This is a genomic window from Sinorhizobium fredii USDA 205 (genome assembly GCF_001461695.1).
Lineage (GTDB): Bacteria > Pseudomonadota > Alphaproteobacteria > Rhizobiales > Rhizobiaceae > Sinorhizobium > Sinorhizobium fredii.
The window spans coordinates 63805-78257 of sequence record NZ_AUTC01000138.1; the positions used below are offsets into that span (position 1 = coordinate 63805).

A 14453-nucleotide genomic window follows, 5' to 3' on the forward strand; every position below is an offset into this window, starting at 1 on the left:
CGGGCATGATGATCAGACCCTCACGGCCTCCGCCCCGAGCTCGGGCGCAACGAGCGTGTAAGGCTCGAAGGCGGCGAAATCTTCCGCCGTTATCTTCTTCTGGGTCAGTTCCATGTTCCGCTCGAGACTCGATGGCTTGGCGGTGCCGAGCAGGACCGAAGCGACCTGAGGATTGGTGAGCGGGAACTGAAGGGCGGGTGCTGCGAGCGGCAGGCCGCGCTCGCCGGCAATCCGCTCCATCGCCGCCACCTTCGCCCTCACCTCGTCCGTTGCCGGCATATAGTCGAAATGCGCTCCTTCCACCGGACCGGTGGCGAGGATGCCGGAATTGAAGACGCCGCCAACGACGAGCGAGGCCTGCTTCTTTTGGCAGAGCGGGATAAGCTCGGCGACCGCCGAACGGTCGAGAAGCGTGTAGCGGCCGGCAAGCAGGATGCAGTCTAAATCCGCCTGGCGCATCACCTCGAGGCAGACAGGCACCTCGTTGACGCCGAGGCCGTAGGCCGAAATGGCGCCGCTCGATTTCAGCTCTTCCAGCGCCTTCAGGCCGGAATCGAGCAGTTGCCGGAGATAGACGGCATTCTTCGCTGCCCCATGGGTATAACCGCCGATATCGTGGACATAGAGAATGTCGATGCGGCTGAGGCCGAGGCGGGCGTGGCTCATCTCCACCGACCGCATGATCGCATCATAGCCGTAGTCATAGCTGACGTCGAAATTCAGCGCCTTGACGTAGGAATAGTCGGGGACCTTGTCGTCCGCCACCGGATGAAGCAATCGGCCGACCTTGCTCGACAGCACGTAGCTGTCGCGCGGTTTGTCGCGCAGGAAGTCGCCCACCCGTCGCTCGGCAAGCCCGAGTCCGTAATAGGGCGCCGTGTCGAAATAGCGGATCCCCGCGCCCCAGGCGGCGTCGAGCGTCGCCATCGCCGCCTCGCGCGGGCATTCGCGATAGAGGCCGCCGAGACCTGCGGTGCCGAAGCTGTATTCGGTCACCGCAAGATTGGTGCGGCCGATCTTTCTCGTCTGCATTCCTTGTCTCCTCCCTGCAAGGATGCGGGTCCTCAATTCAAGAGTGGCAGCTCTTCCCCCAGCCCTTTGCCCCCCACCCTAGCCCTCTCCCCGCAAGCGGGGAGAGGGGACTTAGGTTGGCGCCGCGCGTCTCCTTCGCCCCGCTTGCGGGGAGAAGGTGGCCGGCAGGCCGGATGAGGGACAGTCGCGCCGAAACCTGACCCTTACAATGTAGCCCCCAGATGCCAGGGGACGAACTCGTTGTCGCCGTAGCCGAAAAGTTCGCTCTTGGTCTTTTGGCCCGAGGCCGTGTCGATGATGAGATCGAAGATCCGGCGGCCGAGCTCGGCGATCGACGCCTCGCCGGACGCGATCACTCCGCAGTCGATATCCATGTCCTCTTCCATCGCCCGGTAGAGCGCCGTGTTGCTGGTCAGCTTGATCGACGGCGCCGGGCGACAGCCGAAGCAACTGCCGCGGCCGGTCGTAAAGGCGATGACATTGGCACCGCCGGCCACCTGGCCGGTCGCCGACACCGGGTCGTAGCCGGGCGTATCCATGAAGACCAGGCCGTGTTCTGTGACGCGCTCCGCGTAGTTGTAGACGGCGGTCAACGGCGACCGGCCGCCCTTGGCGACGGCGCCGAGCGATTTTTCGAGAATCGTCGTCAAGCCGCCGCGCTTGTTGCCCGGCGAAGGATTGTGTCGAGCGAGGCGCCGTGCATCTCGACGTAATTCTCCCACCAGGAGATCAGCCCGTCGAGCTTCACTGCCACCGCCTCGTTGACGGCCCGGCTGCGTAAGAGATGCTCGGCGCCATAGATCTCGGAGGTTTCCGAAAGGATCGCGGTGCCGCCGGCACCGGCGAGAATATCGACCGCGGCGCCGAGCGCCGGGTTCGCCGTCACCCCGGAAAGGCCGTCCGAGCCACCGCATTGCAGCCCGACGATAATCTCGCTGACCGGGATCGGCACGCGGCGGGCGGTCGCCACCTCCTTGGCGATTTCTTCCAGAACGCCAAGGGCGCGCTCGACCGAGCGGCGCGAGCCGCCGGCCTCCTGGATGTTGAAATGGCGTTTCTCGGCGCCCGAGCCGCTCTGGCCGTAGAGCGTCAGCTGGTTGACCTCGCAGCCGAGCCCGACCATCAGCGCGCCGCCGAAATTGGCATGGCGGGCATAGCCGGCAAGCGTCCGGTGCAGGTTCTTCATGCCGTCACCGGAGGACGACATGCCGCAACCCTGATCGTGGACGATCGGCACGAAACCGTCGATGCCCTCGTAGCGGGGCAGGATGCGCCGGTTGGCCTCATCGGCAATGGCGCGACAGACGGTGGTGGAACAGTTCACGCTGGCGAGAATGCCGATATAGTTGCGGGTCGCCGCACGACCGTCGGCCCGCCGGTAACCGAGGAAGGTGCGCGCCTTGTCGGCCGCGCTCGCCGCTTCCGGTGGAACCGGTGCACCGATCGCCAGCCGGTCCTGGTCGAAGGCCAGATTGTGGGAGTGCACGTGTTCGCCGGCGGCAATGTCGCGCGTGGCGCGGCCGATCGCCTGGGCATATTTGATGACCGGCTCGCCGGCCGGGATCGGCCGGATCGCCGCCTTGTGGCCGGCTTCGATGCGCGCCGTTGCCGGCGGCCCGCCGGGCAATGCTTCGCCGGGCTCGATCGCCACCGTGGCGACAGCGACATTATCCTCCGGTGAAAGAAGGATCGAAGACGGTGCGGACAATCTCAGGCTCTCCCGGAAACGGTTTTCACGGGACGGGTCCCGTGCCCTCTGATTTGTCTTTTATCTACAATAGACAGATTTTCGTCAATGGGTATTATGGCTGTCGTCGCAACAGGGGATGCCGATGTTCTCACCCGATGGCGGCATGGGAGAGGCAGGGAGAAAGACAGTCTCGCCGGATTCGTCGATCGACCCCCGCGACAAACCGGCACTGCCGGGCTACTGCATGTTTCCTCAAATCCTAGCCGATTTGAGGAAACATGCAGCAATTTAAAGTGCTACAGCGACCTTTGCGCGTCTGATGGGACGCGGGGCGCTGTAGATGACCCAAGAAACTCAATCAGCCGGATCATTCCATGGCGAAGCAGAACACCGTCTTCAAGGATGCCTTCAACCGCTGCCTCACGCTGCTTTCGGAAACATCCGCGCTGCCTTCCGAACCGGAGCTCGGCCAGGCGCTCGGGGTGAGCCGCACGACGGTGCGAGCCATCCTGTCGCGCTGCGAAGAGGTCAAGCTCATCAGCTGGGACAAGCGCCAGAAGATCGTATTGAGGCGCCCGGAACCTTCCGACTATTTCCCGACCGAGGAAACCGATTCGCTCGCCGAGAGAATCGAGCGCAGCTTCATGCGCCGGATTCTGGCGGGCGGCGCCGAGCCCGGTATGCAGATCAACGAGCTGGAGCTCGCCCGCGAGATCGGCACCGGCACCACGAGCGTGCGCGAGTTCCTGATCCGCTTCAGCCGCTTCGGCCTGATCGAGAAGCGGCCGAACAGCCATTGGGTGCTGAAAGGCTTTACCCGCGAATTCGCGCTCGAGCTGACGGAAGTCAGGGAGATGTTCGAGCTCCGCTCGGCCGCCCGCTTCGTCACCCTGCCGGAGGACGACCCGGCCTGGACCGAACTGAAGCAGATCGAAGCGCTGCATCGCGACATTCTCGCCGACATCGACAACCGCTACAGGGAATTTTCCGAACTCGACGAGCGCTTTCACCTGCTGGTGCACAAATCGTCGAGCAACCGCTTCATCGTCGATTTCTACGACGTCATCGCGATCGTCTTCCACTACCACTACCAGTGGAACAAATCGAATGCGCGCGAGCGCAACGCCCGGGCGCTGGAGGAGCATCTCGCCTATATCGCCGCCCTTCAGTCGCGCGACCCGAAACAGGCGGAGCAAGCCTGCCGCCGCCACCTGAAGTCGGCGCGCGAGACCCTGCTGCAGTCGATACCGTAGAGCCTGCCGAGAAGGTGTAGTACCCCCCTCTGCCCTGCCGGGCATCTCCCCCACAAGGGGGAGATCGGCAAGTGGCAATGCACCGCTCTCCCAACAGTCAGCGCATCGATCCGCTGTATGTCTGCTCCGCCTGATACTCGGGGACCGATCTTCTTGGATTGGGGGCCGCGTTGCCAATCAGTAGCCGGATTCAGTCCGCCCCGGCTCGGCCTCTCCGAGAAACTCGCGGCGCAACCGCTCCGTCGCGCTGACGAGCAAGGTGACGTCGGTGCCGATCGCCATGAAGTCGGCGCCGAGATCGCGATAGTCGCGCGCCTGCACGGGGTCGAGGGTCAGGATGCCGCGCGCCTTGCCGGCCTTCTGGATGCGCGCAAAGCCGTCGATGATCGCGCTCAAAACCTCCGGGTGGGCGGGGTTGCCGAGATGGCCCATATCGGCGGCAAGGTCAGAGGGGCCGATGAACAGGCCATCGACGCCGTCTAAAGCGGCGATCTCGACGATCGCAGCGAGACCGGCCCGGCTCTCGATCTGCAGGATCAGGCAGATCTCGTCGTTGGCGTTCTGCAGATAGTCCGTTATGCGGCCGAAGTTCGTGGCACGCCCGAGCGCGGCGCCGACGCCGCGGATGCCGTGCGGCGGATAGCGGACGGCCCGGACCAGCTGCCGCGCCTGCTCGACATTGTCGACCATCGGGATGAGCAGCGTCTGGACGCCAGTGTCGAGGACCTGCTTGATGAGGGTGGCATCGCCGACCGGCAGGCGGACGATCGGATGGCTGCCGCGGCCTTCGATGGCGCGATACTGCGCAGCGAGCAGCGGCAGGTCGTTCGGCGCATGTTCACCGTCGATCAACAGCCAGTCATAGCCGCTGCCGCCGACCACTTCGGCGGCATAGGGGCTGGCCAGCGCCACCCACAAGCCAAGCTGGAAACGGCCTTCGCGGATCGCCGCTTTGAAAGGATTTTTTGGGGCCGGCATTGATCTCTCCTTCGGCGTCAGGACGTTTCGGCGCGGGATCGACGAGGTGCCTCTCTGCCCCTCATCCGCCTGCCGGCACCTTCTCCCCGCCAGCGGGGCGAAGGGACGATGCCGCACCGCTGAAGTCCCCTCTCCCCGCAAGCGGGGAGAGGGTTAGGGTTAGGGGCAATCCCGCGCCCAATCAATTGCTTTTGCTAACTTCTTACCGGCAAAAGAAAAAACCGGCCAGAACTTTCCAGCCGGTTCGCTTCACTTCAGGACGATGCTGCCCGCCTCAGGCGATGCCGCCGAGGCAGACATATTTGATTTCCATGAATTCCTCGATGCCGTATTTCGAGCCCTCGCGGCCAAGGCCGGAGAGCTTGACGCCGCCGAAGGGGGCTTCCGCGGTCGAGATCAGGCCGGTATTGACGCCGACCATGCCGTATTCCAGTGCCTCGGCAACGCGGAACACCCGCGCCAGGTCCTTGGCGTAGAAATAGGAGGCAAGGCCGAACTCGGTGTCGTTCGCCTGCCGGATGACATCCGCCTCGTCCTTGAAACGGAAGAGCGGCGCGACCGGGCCGAAGGTTTCCTCGCGGGCCACCGCCATCGCCTGGGTGACGTCCGCCAGCACCGTCGCCTCGAAGAAGCTGCCGCCGAGCGCATGGCGCTTGCCGCCCTGGATGACGCGGGCGCCCTTGGCGAGCGCGTCGGCAACGTGCTCCTCGACCTTCTCGAGCGCCGGCTTGTCGATCAGCGGCCCGAGGATGACGCCGTCTTCCATACCGTTGCCGGTCTTGAGCTTGGCGACAGCCGCGGCAAGCTTTGCCGAGAAAGCGTCGTAGACGCCCTCCTGGACGTAGAGGCGGTTGGCGCAGACGCAGGTCTGGCCGTTGTTGCGGAACTTGGCGATCAGCGCGCCTTCGACGGCGGCGTCGAGATCGGCGTCATCGAAGACGATGAACGGCGCATTGCCGCCGAGTTCGAGCCCGAGCTTCTTGATCGTCGCGGCACTCTGGCGGTAGAGCTCGGCGCCGACTTCGGTGGATCCGGTGAAGGTCAGCTTGCGCACCGTCGGGTTGGAGGTCATCTCGGCGCCGATCTCGCGGGCCGAGCCGGTGATGACGGAAAACAGGCCCTTCGGCATGCCGGCCCGTTCGGCGAGCACGGCAATGGCGATCGCCGAGTAGGGGGTCTGCGCGGCGGGCTTCAGGACCATGGCGCAACCGGCCGCGAAGGCCGGCCCGGCCTTGCGGGTGATCATCGCGTTCGGGAAGTTCCACGGGGTGATCGCGGCGACCACGCCGATGGGCTGCTTCATCACCAGGATGCGCTTGTCCTTCTGGTGGCCGGGCACTAGGTCGCCATAGACGCGGCGCCCCTCTTCGGCGAACCATTCGATGAAGCTGGCGCCATAGACGATCTCGCCGGTCGCCTCGGCGAGCGGCTTGCCCTGCTCGATCGTCAGGATCTTGCCGAGATCGTCCTTGTTCTCGATCATCAGCTCATACCAGCGGCGCAGGACCACCGAGCGCTCCTTGGCCGTCTTCGCCGCCCATTCCTTCTGTACGCGCGCCGCGGTTTCGATCGCAACCTTGGTCTCGGCGGCGCCGAGTTTCGGGACGCGACCAATGATCTCGCCGGTCGCCGGGTTGTTCACCTCGATCGCATTCTGCGGGTCCGCTTCGATCCAGTTCTCGCCGACGAGCGCGGCCTGGCGAAACAGCGACGGGTCCTTCAGGTTCATGGCTGGTCCTTCCCTCCGAAAAAATCTACAGAACTTATACAACTTTTTTCAGCTTCGACAATCGCCCGGCCGTCGTTTCTGCCGTTTCTGTTTTTTCGGTTCGATCAACGGGCCACAACGCCACCCAAGAACGTCTGCCATCTCGCTTCGTTCCAGCCTCCGAAGGGGCTGCCGGTCAGCGATCCGCGCTCGATCATTTTTGAGAGCGCACGTTTCAAAGTGTCTTCATCTTCTATAGCGTCGCCGCGAATCCGGCTCCTCGCGTGCGAAGTCGAAGAGCCTCCCAAGGGATTCAGATGAAGGACAAGGACACTCTTCGTGACGGAAATCAACCACAGAAATGCCGACCACCCGATTCATTCAATCTTCCTGGAGCGCTGGTCGCCACGCGCCTTCACGGGGGAGGAAATCAGAAAAGAGGAGCTGCTGGCGCTGTTCGAGGCGGCGCGCTGGGCGCCCTCGGCGAGCAACATCCAGCCGTGGAGCTTCGTCTATGCGCGCCGCGACACCGAGCATTTTGCTTCACTGCTCGAAACCCTCGACGAGGGCAACCAGCGCTGGGCGAAAAACGCCTCGGCGCTCGTCATCATTCTTTCGAAGACCCACCGGGTCACATCGACCGGGGAAGTGAGGCCCGCCTATACCCACGCCTTCGACACGGGTGCCGCCTGGTTTGCGCTGGCGCTGCAGACGCAGCTTGCCGGATGGCGTGCCCATGCCATGGCCGGAATCGACCGCGACAAGGCAATGCGCGTGCTCGGCGTTCCGGAGCACCACCGGGTCGAGGCGGCTGTGGCGATCGGGCGGCTTGCCGACCCGGCCACGCTTCCCGAGGATTTGCGGGAGCGGGAAAAGCCGAGCCAGCGTAAACCGATCAGCGAATTCGTCTTCGAGGGTCGTTTCCGGGCCGATTGACCGTGAGTTGGGGCGGTATCGAGCCGCCCGTCCATCCAAAATGAAAAGCGTGGGGCCGAGACAGCCCCACGCTTTTATTTCGACACCGCCGAAGCGGTTTCTTCCGAAACCGATCGGCCCGTCAGATATCGAGGTTGGCGACGCTCAAAGCGTTTTCCTGGATGAAGTCGCGGCGCGGCTCGACCTCGTCGCCCATCAGGCGCGAGAACAGGCCGTCCGCATCTGTGGCGTCGGCGACCCTGACCTGCAAGAGCGAGCGGACGTTCGGGTCGAGCGTCGTTTCCCACAATTGCTCGGCGTTCATCTCGCCGAGGCCCTTGTAGCGCTGCATCGTCAGGCCCTTGCGGCCGGCGGCGAAGATCGCGTCCAGCAGGGCGCGCGGCCCGCTGATCTCCAGCGTGCCGTCGCGGCGGCGCAGAACAGGCGGCTCCGAGTAGATTTCCTTGAGCTTGCCGCTGAGCTGGTCGATGTGGCGGGCATCGGACGAGCCTATCAGCGCCATGTCGAGCACGGCCGCTTCCTTGACGCCGCGGACCATGCGCTCGAGCCTCAGGCCGCCCTCGGCGGTCACCGATCCGGCCCAGCCGCGTTCGGTTTCCTCGGCAATGACGTCAAGCCGTCGCGCCACTTCGGCGGCGACCTGCTGGTAGTCGTCCTGGTGGCTGTTGAGCTCGGTATTGAGCGCGCCGGCAATTGCCGCCTGTTCGACGATCGCCCGGTTGTAGCGCGAATGCAGCCCCTCCATCAGCGACCGCAGCCGCAGGGCGTCGTTGATGACCTCACGGAGATCCTGCCCGGCCCTGACCTCGCCGGAGCCGAGTGTCAAGGATGCCTCCTCGAGGCCCATGGTGATCAGATAGTCCTCGAGCGCCTTTTCGTCCTTCAGGTACTGGGCGGACTTGCCCCGCGTCACCTTGTAGAGCGGCGGCTGGGCGATATAGAGGTGGCCGCGCTCGATCAGCTCCGGCATCTGCCGGAAGAAGAAGGTGAGCAGCAGTGTGCGGATGTGGGCGCCGTCGACGTCGGCGTCCGTCATGATGATGATCTTGTGGTAGCGCAGCTTGTCGGCATTGAACTCGTCCTTGCCGATCGAGGTGCCGAGCGCGGTGATCAGCGTGCCGATTTCCTGGCTCGACAGCATCTTGTCGAACCGGGCGCGTTCGACGTTGAGGATCTTGCCGCGCAGCGGCAGGATCGCCTGGTTCTCGCGCGACCGGCCCTGCTTGGCCGAACCGCCAGCCGAGTCGCCCTCCACCAGGAACACTTCCGATTTTGCCGGATCGCGCTCCGAGCAGTCGGCGAGCTTGCCGGGCAGCGACGAGATGTCGAGCGCGCCCTTGCGGCGCGTCAGTTCGCGGGCCTTGCGGGCCGCCTCGCGTGCCGCAGCCGCTTCGACGACCTTGCCGACGAGGATCTTCGCCTCGGACGGATGTTCCTCGAGCCAGACGCTGAGCGCCTCGTTGACGAGGCTCTCGACCACCGGCCGAACTTCGGAGGAGACCAGCTTGTCCTTGGTCTGCGACGAGAACTTCGGATCCGGCACCTTGACCGACAGAACCGCCGTCAGGCCCTCGCGGCAATCGTCGCCGGTCAGCGACACCTTTTCCTTCTTGGTGATGCCGGAGGTATCGGCATAGGAAGTAATCTGTCGGGTCAGCGCGCCGCGGAAGCCGGCCATATGCGTGCCGCCGTCGCGCTGCGGAATGTTGTTGGTGAAGCAGAGCACATTCTCGTGGTAGCTGTCGTTCCACCACATCGCCACCTCGACGGTGATCCCGTCCTTCTCGCCACGGATCGACACCGGCTTGTGGACGAGCGGTTTCTTCGCCCGATCGAGATAGGCGACGAAGGCCTCGAGGCCGCCGTCATACATCATCTCGTCGCGGCGGATGTCCGAATGGCGCTTGTCGGTCAAGACGATCCGGACACCGGAATTCAGGAAGGCAAGCTCGCGCAGGCGGTGTTCGAGAGTCGCAAAGTCGAATTCGGTCTTCGAGAAGGTCTGCTCGCTCGGCAGGAAGGTGACCTCGGTGCCGGTCTCGCTGCCGGCGTCGCCGGTGATCGCCAGCGGCCCGTCCGCGACGCCGTGGGTGAAGCTCATTTCGTGGATCTTGCCGGCGCGGCGGATCTTCAGCTTCAGCGTGACGGAAAGCGCATTGACGACCGAAACGCCGACGCCGTGCAGGCCGCCGGAAACCTTGTAGGAATTCTGGTCGAATTTGCCGCCGGCATGGAGCTGGGTCATGATGACCTCGGCCGCCGAGACGCCTTCCCCCCGGTGGATATCCGTCGGAATGCCGCGGCCGTTATCCGTCACGGTGCAGGAACCATCGGGATTGAGCGTGACGGTGACGATGTCGGCGTGGCCGGCCAGCGCCTCGTCGATCGCGTTGTCGACGACCTCGTAGACCATGTGGTGCAGACCGGAGCCATCGTCGGTATCGCCGATATACATGCCCGGCCGCTTGCGGACGGCGTCCAGGCCCTTCAGCACCTTGATGGAATCGGCACCATATTCGGCGGTCGCGCCGGCTTCGGTCTCAGAGATATCGGTCATTCAGCTTCAGGTCTTTCCAGGTTCTTCGAACGCCGCGATTCGTTGCGAATCACAGCGCGGACGCCTCGCGGACTATAGGAAATTTGTCCACGGGTTCCAAATCCCAGGCGGCGGATGCACGGCCGGGGCGAGGCTTCATCCCCTGTCATTATCAGGAAATGTGGCTTTTTCCAAAATATCTTCCATCGCCTCGATCGCTTCGCCCGAAAGGGCGCGAATCCGCTCGCTCAGACGGTTGGCAAAGGCCGTGTGGCCGGGCGGCAGGCCCGCGGTGTCGAGCACCACTCGCGGGTCGGAAAGCCGTGCGACCCGGAAGAGCTCGTCGGCCTCGTCCCAGATCACGTTGAAATAGCCGGCGACGCGCTGCAGGAAATCGAAGCTCGGCGAACCACGCTTGCCGTGCTCGAGGGCCGAGAGATAGGCCGGCGACACGCCGATCGCCGCCGCCATCTCCTTTTGCGAGACGCCCTTGCGGCGGCGCAGCTCGTGCATGGCCTCGCCGAAAGGGGTCATGGGCCACGCCCCCGGGCGCGCGCCAGGCGGACATAGAGCGCGCCGTCGCCGCCATGGTTTCGCGCCGCCGGCTCGTAGGACGAGATCAGCGGCCGGAACTCCGGCAGCGCGAACCAGAGCGGCACGGCGCGCTTCAAGGCTCCGTCGCTGCCGAACGACGTTCCCTTGCCGGTGATGACAAGGACATGGCGCAGGCCCCGCTCATGCGCCTTCAGGAGGAACTGCAGCAGGAAGCCATGCGCCTCGCTTTGGATCATGCCATGCAGGTCGATCCGCGCCTCGAGTGCCAGCCGGCCCTTCGAAATCTTCCGTTTGACGGGTCTCTCGAGCGGGTGGTGGCGGTGCTCCGGCTTGCCGCTGAGTGCAATTCCCTGTTCCGGCTCGGATGCTGGCGCGCCCGGGTCGGCTGGTTGCGGAGAGGGCGGAGCCGGCGGCTGTTCGATCTCGCCGATCAGGTCCTCGAGGTCCTGCAATCGACCGGGCATCGGCTTGGTCGAGCGCGCGACCTTGCCCCACAGGATGCGGTCCTCAGGCGACAGCTTCTTCTCCCTAGCCATGACGATATCTGGCGGCAGCCGCGCGGGGCACGAGGATGAAGAAATCGGCGTCGTTGCGCACCGAGCCGGCAAGCGCGCCGGCCGCATCGCCCGAGCCCGTGAAGATGTCGCCGCGTGCCGGCCCGACGATCGCCGAGCCGGTATCGAGCGCCAGCATCAACCTTGCGAAGGCGCGGCCGCCGTCGAGATGGGTGAGGGTTTCGCTGGCAATGTAGAAGGGAACCCCGAACGTATGGATCAGGCGGTCCACCGCAAGCGACCGACCCGGCTCGAGCGGCACCTTGGCGGCCGCGACCGGTCCGAGGTTTTCATCTTCGACGGCCGCTTCGCGGAAGAAGATGAAGGAGCGATTGTGCCACAGGACCTCATCGACCTGTTCCGGATGGGCCGCGAGCCAGCCGCGGATGCTCGCCATCGAAACCGTCGCCGCGTCGATTTCGCCGCGCTCGATCAACAGCTTGCCGATGGCGGAAAAGCGGTGCCCGGTCTTTGCCGCATAGGTGATGCGACGGCGCGATCCGTCCGCATAGACGAGCCGGGCAGCGCCCTGGACATGGGTGAAAAAAACGTCGACCTTCGAGCGGGCATAGGCGATCTCCAGGTCACGGCCGGCGAGAAGCCCTTCCTCGATCGCCCGGCGGTCGGGATATTCCTCGATCCTGCCATCCCGAAGCCGGCCGAAGGCGAAATAGGGATCCATGCCGGTGGGCCGGTTCGCCTCGTCGACATCGACGAGGTCGGCGGGGCGCCGGTAGAAGGGAAAGCGGAACGCCTGGTCGGCGGTGGCGCGAACCTCGACCTCCGGTTCGTAGAAGGCGGTGACGAAGCCTGTCCTTCTGTCCTCGGGGCGGATGCGGAAGGGCGCGAAGTGATCTTCGAAGAAGCTGCGTGCTTCCGACGTGCCTGAAAAGACCGCGCCGGCCGCCTCGTAGGCGGGCAGCAGGTCGGCGATCGAAACGCCGAGAGATCCGGTCCTGTATGGCTTTACCGTCGTCACATGATGGTGGCAGCGGCGAAGCGCCTCGAGGACTGGAGTCGGGTCATCCAGCTGCCACCCCGGCAAGTCCGAAAAGGCGACCGGTTCGAGTTGAAAGGCCATTATCGCCCCTTGCGGTCAATTTTCCGATTCGGTGGCGATCAGCTTCCAGTTCGGATCGCGCGAGCGGATGTCACGCGCAAAGGTCCAGAGGTCGTTCACTTCGGCAACCGAATCGGCGTCGCCGTCGATCAGCTTGCCCTGCTTGTCGTAAGTGGCGGAGATCAGTTGGCTGATGATGCGAACGGTGACGTTCTCTTCTGCGTCCTTGAGTTCCGCATGGACGATGTCGGCCTTCTCGATGCCGACGAAGGTCGATTTGACTACCTCGCCCCTGGCTTCCCGTTCGGCGATCGCCGCTTCGAAGCCCTCGTAGACCTCGCGGGACAGGAGCCCCTTCAGGGTCTTGCGGTCGCCGTCGGCGAAGGCCATGACGATCATCTCATAGGCCATCTTCGCGCCGTTGAGGAATTCGGCGGGCTGGAAGCTCGGATCCGCGTCGCTCAGCGCCCTCAGCTGGGCATTCAACGGCGTGCCCGGCTTGGAGAGACCGTCGATGGCGGCATAGCGGGACTCGTCCTCCGCGGTGGTTTCGCGGCGGGGGAGCTGCACCACCTTGCCATTGTCCCTCGCTTCCGGACCCTGCGCCTCGCGCGGCGAATAGGGGTCGAAAGGCGGTCGTTCACTTCCTGTCCTGCGGCCAAGGACGCTACGCAATTGCAGGAAGATGACCACAGCCGCGATCAGGAAAAAAAACGTGATGAAGTCGAAAGAGCCCATTTCCACCCGGAACCGCTGTTAGAATTTATCTTGGTGTTCCATATAGTCCGCAAGGATAAACCATTCAAATGGCGATGTCGCACCCATAAACCGGAGACCGGTCAATTGCACTCATCTTCTTGCGAGCACGATCGATGCGTTCGCTGATCCTTCCTCTCGTCATTCTCGGTCTGCCGATCGCGGAGATTGCCGGCTTCGTCGTCGTCGGCCGGGAACTCGGCCTGGCAATGACGCTGCTGCTCGTCCTGTCGAGCGGAGTTGCCGGCGTCCTGCTTCTCCGCATCCAGGGTCTCGGCACCTTGCGCCGTGTGCAGGACGCGGCGCGGGCCGGAAAGGACCCGGGCCCGGATGTTATTGGCGGTGCGCTCATCTTCATTGCGGCGATCCTGCTGATCGTTCCGGGCTTCATCACCGATATTGCCGGCCTTATTCTCTTCCTGCCACCGATCAGACGCGCCATCGCTTCCTTCCTGCAGACGCGGTTGACGATCCTGACGACCGGAAGCGGCTTCTATTACGGAAGCGACGCGAGCAGCGAGCGGCCGCGCGGGCCGACGATCATCGATCTCGACTCGGAGGAGTTCTCCAGGAAGAACGACGACGAAAATGATCCCTCGCCGCCGAACAACCGGATTTCCCGCTAGATCAGGCCTTTATCGATGCCGCTCCGGCGAGCGATCGAAACGCCTTCAATCCGGGGAACCGGTCCCGGCTTCGAGGGTTGTAAGCCCCGGACCGAAATGCTAGATGGCCTCACCAAATTCGAAGTCCGAGGAAACTCTTATGACGACTGATACCGCATCCAACGGCAACGGCGCGCAGCAGGCCCCGTCGCTCAACATTCTGGCCCAGTACGTCAAGGACCTCTCCTTCGAGAACCCCGGCGCACCGCGTTCGCTGCAGGCCCGCGACCACGCGCCGTCGATCAACATCAATGTCAACGTCAATGCCAATCCGCTCGCCGAGAATGATTTCGACGTCGTTCTCTCGCTGAACGCCCAGGCCCAGGACGGCGACAAGGTGCTGTTCAATGTGGAACTCGCCTATGGCGGTGTCTTCCGCGTTTCGGGTTTCCCGCAGGAGCACATGCTGCCGCTGCTCTTCATCGAATGCCCGCGCCTGCTCTTCCCCTTTGCCCGGCAGATCGTCGCGGACGCGACCCGCAACGGCGGTTTCCCGCCGCTGATGATCGACCCGATCGATTTTGCGCAGATGTTCGCGCAGCGCATGGCCGAAGAGAAGGTCCGCGCCCAGGTCGCCAACAGCAACACGACGACCAACTGACGCATTCTGATAGATCTAAAACTGAAAACCCGGCTCTCAAGGCCGGGTTTTTTGTTTTCCGAGCCAAGCCAGGTGGTTTAGACTAGGCTGTAGTGACAAATTAACCGGGAGAGGATTCCCAAGCGGAGG

12 protein-coding genes and 1 pseudogene are annotated in these 14453 nt (G+C 64.0%); 4 read left to right on the forward strand and 9 right to left on the reverse strand.

Annotation, left to right across the window (positions count from 1 at the left end; all coding sequences use genetic code 11):
- Positions 1–12: 12 nt before the first annotated feature.
- Entirely contained in the window at positions 13–1032 is a 1020-nt protein-coding gene (locus tag N181_RS16065) for an aldo/keto reductase (RefSeq protein WP_037398194.1), read from the reverse strand.
- A gap of 203 nt (positions 1033–1235) precedes the next feature.
- A pseudogene (locus N181_RS16070) lies at positions 1236–2740 on the reverse strand (UxaA family hydrolase).
- Positions 2741–3096: 356 nt separating this feature from the next.
- Here N181_RS16070 and N181_RS16075 point away from each other — a divergent pair.
- Positions 3097–3975 (forward strand): GntR family transcriptional regulator, encoded by an 879-nt coding sequence (locus N181_RS16075; RefSeq protein WP_014330385.1) that lies wholly within the window; start codon positions 3097–3099, stop codon positions 3973–3975.
- A gap of 177 nt (positions 3976–4152) precedes the next feature.
- Here the strand turns inward: N181_RS16075 and N181_RS16080 are convergent, their stop codons facing one another.
- Together N181_RS16080 and gabD are read right to left on the reverse strand one after the other, a co-directional pair.
- Positions 4153–4953, reverse strand: a complete 801-nt coding sequence (locus tag N181_RS16080) for an aldolase/citrate lyase family protein (RefSeq protein ID WP_014330384.1) — start codon at positions 4951–4953, stop codon at positions 4153–4155.
- A gap of 274 nt (positions 4954–5227) precedes the next feature.
- On the reverse strand, positions 5228–6682 hold the full coding sequence (gene gabD / locus N181_RS16085) for an NADP-dependent succinate-semialdehyde dehydrogenase (RefSeq protein WP_014330383.1): 1455 nt from the start codon (positions 6680–6682) through the stop codon (positions 5228–5230).
- Positions 6683–7000: 318 nt separating this feature from the next.
- Between gabD and N181_RS16090 the strand changes: the two genes are divergently transcribed.
- Entirely contained in the window at positions 7001–7597 is a 597-nt protein-coding gene (locus N181_RS16090; RefSeq protein WP_037398204.1) for a nitroreductase family protein, read from the forward strand.
- Positions 7598–7718: 121 nt separating this feature from the next.
- Here the strand turns inward: N181_RS16090 and gyrB are convergent, their stop codons facing one another.
- The 5 genes from gyrB to N181_RS16115 all read right to left on the reverse strand — a co-directional run bounded on the left by gyrB (position 7719) and on the right by N181_RS16115 (position 13040).
- Positions 7719–10154, reverse strand: a complete 2436-nt coding sequence (gene gyrB, locus N181_RS16095; RefSeq protein WP_037436842.1) for a DNA topoisomerase (ATP-hydrolyzing) subunit B — start codon at positions 10152–10154, stop codon at positions 7719–7721.
- A 135-nt stretch (positions 10155–10289) separates the two neighbouring features.
- The gene (locus N181_RS16100) at positions 10290–10667 is read right to left on the reverse strand and encodes a helix-turn-helix domain-containing protein (RefSeq protein ID WP_037398210.1); all 378 of its coding nucleotides are present in this window, start codon (positions 10665–10667) and stop codon (positions 10290–10292) included.
- Positions 10664–11224, reverse strand: a complete 561-nt coding sequence (locus tag N181_RS16105) for a Smr/MutS family protein (RefSeq protein WP_037398213.1) — start codon at positions 11222–11224, stop codon at positions 10664–10666. The genes N181_RS16100 and N181_RS16105 overlap by 4 nt, the downstream gene beginning before the upstream one ends.
- A complete protein-coding gene (gene mltA / locus N181_RS16110; RefSeq protein WP_037398216.1) occupies positions 11217–12323 on the reverse strand; it encodes a murein transglycosylase A in 1107 nt (368 codons plus the stop codon). Before mltA ends, N181_RS16105 begins: the two co-directional genes overlap by 8 nt.
- 15 nt (positions 12324–12338) lie before the next feature.
- Positions 12339–13040 carry a Tim44/TimA family putative adaptor protein gene (locus tag N181_RS16115; RefSeq protein ID WP_014330377.1) on the reverse strand — a complete coding sequence of 234 codons (702 nt, stop codon included), beginning with the start codon at positions 13038–13040 and terminating at the stop codon, positions 12339–12341.
- Between the two features lie 134 nt (positions 13041–13174).
- Here N181_RS16115 and N181_RS16120 point away from each other — a divergent pair, with 134 nt between their 5' ends.
- Positions 13175–13684 (forward strand): FxsA family protein, encoded by a 510-nt coding sequence (locus N181_RS16120; RefSeq protein ID WP_014330376.1) that lies wholly within the window; start codon positions 13175–13177, stop codon positions 13682–13684.
- Between the two features lie 139 nt (positions 13685–13823).
- Positions 13824–14324 (forward strand): protein-export chaperone SecB, encoded by a 501-nt coding sequence (gene secB, locus N181_RS16125; RefSeq protein WP_014330375.1) that lies wholly within the window; start codon positions 13824–13826, stop codon positions 14322–14324.
- Positions 14325–14453 lie beyond the last annotated feature (129 nt).

Excerpts from the sequence above, each read along its gene's own strand:
- gyrB (WP_037436842.1), bottom strand. The coding sequence starts at position 10,154 with ATGACCGATATCTCTGAGACCGAAGCCGGCGCGACCGCCGAATATGGT.
- gabD (WP_014330383.1), bottom strand. The coding sequence starts at position 6,682 with ATGAACCTGAAGGACCCGTCGCTGTTTCGCCAGGCCGCGCTCGTCGGC.
- mltA (WP_037398216.1), bottom strand. The coding sequence starts at position 12,323 with ATGGCCTTTCAACTCGAACCGGTCGCCTTTTCGGACTTGCCGGGGTGG.
- secB (WP_014330375.1), top strand. The coding sequence starts at position 13,824 with ATGACGACTGATACCGCATCCAACGGCAACGGCGCGCAGCAGGCCCCG.
- N181_RS16100 (WP_037398210.1), bottom strand. The coding sequence starts at position 10,667 with ATGACCCCTTTCGGCGAGGCCATGCACGAGCTGCGCCGCCGCAAGGGC.
- N181_RS16065 (WP_037398194.1), bottom strand. The coding sequence starts at position 1,032 with ATGCAGACGAGAAAGATCGGCCGCACCAATCTTGCGGTGACCGAATAC.
- N181_RS16075 (WP_014330385.1), top strand. The coding sequence starts at position 3,097 with ATGGCGAAGCAGAACACCGTCTTCAAGGATGCCTTCAACCGCTGCCTC.
- N181_RS16115 (WP_014330377.1), bottom strand. The coding sequence starts at position 13,040 with ATGGGCTCTTTCGACTTCATCACGTTTTTTTTCCTGATCGCGGCTGTG.
- N181_RS16080 (WP_014330384.1), bottom strand. The coding sequence starts at position 4,953 with ATGCCGGCCCCAAAAAATCCTTTCAAAGCGGCGATCCGCGAAGGCCGT.
- N181_RS16120 (WP_014330376.1), top strand. The coding sequence starts at position 13,175 with ATGCGTTCGCTGATCCTTCCTCTCGTCATTCTCGGTCTGCCGATCGCG.
- N181_RS16105 (WP_037398213.1), bottom strand. The coding sequence starts at position 11,224 with ATGGCTAGGGAGAAGAAGCTGTCGCCTGAGGACCGCATCCTGTGGGGC.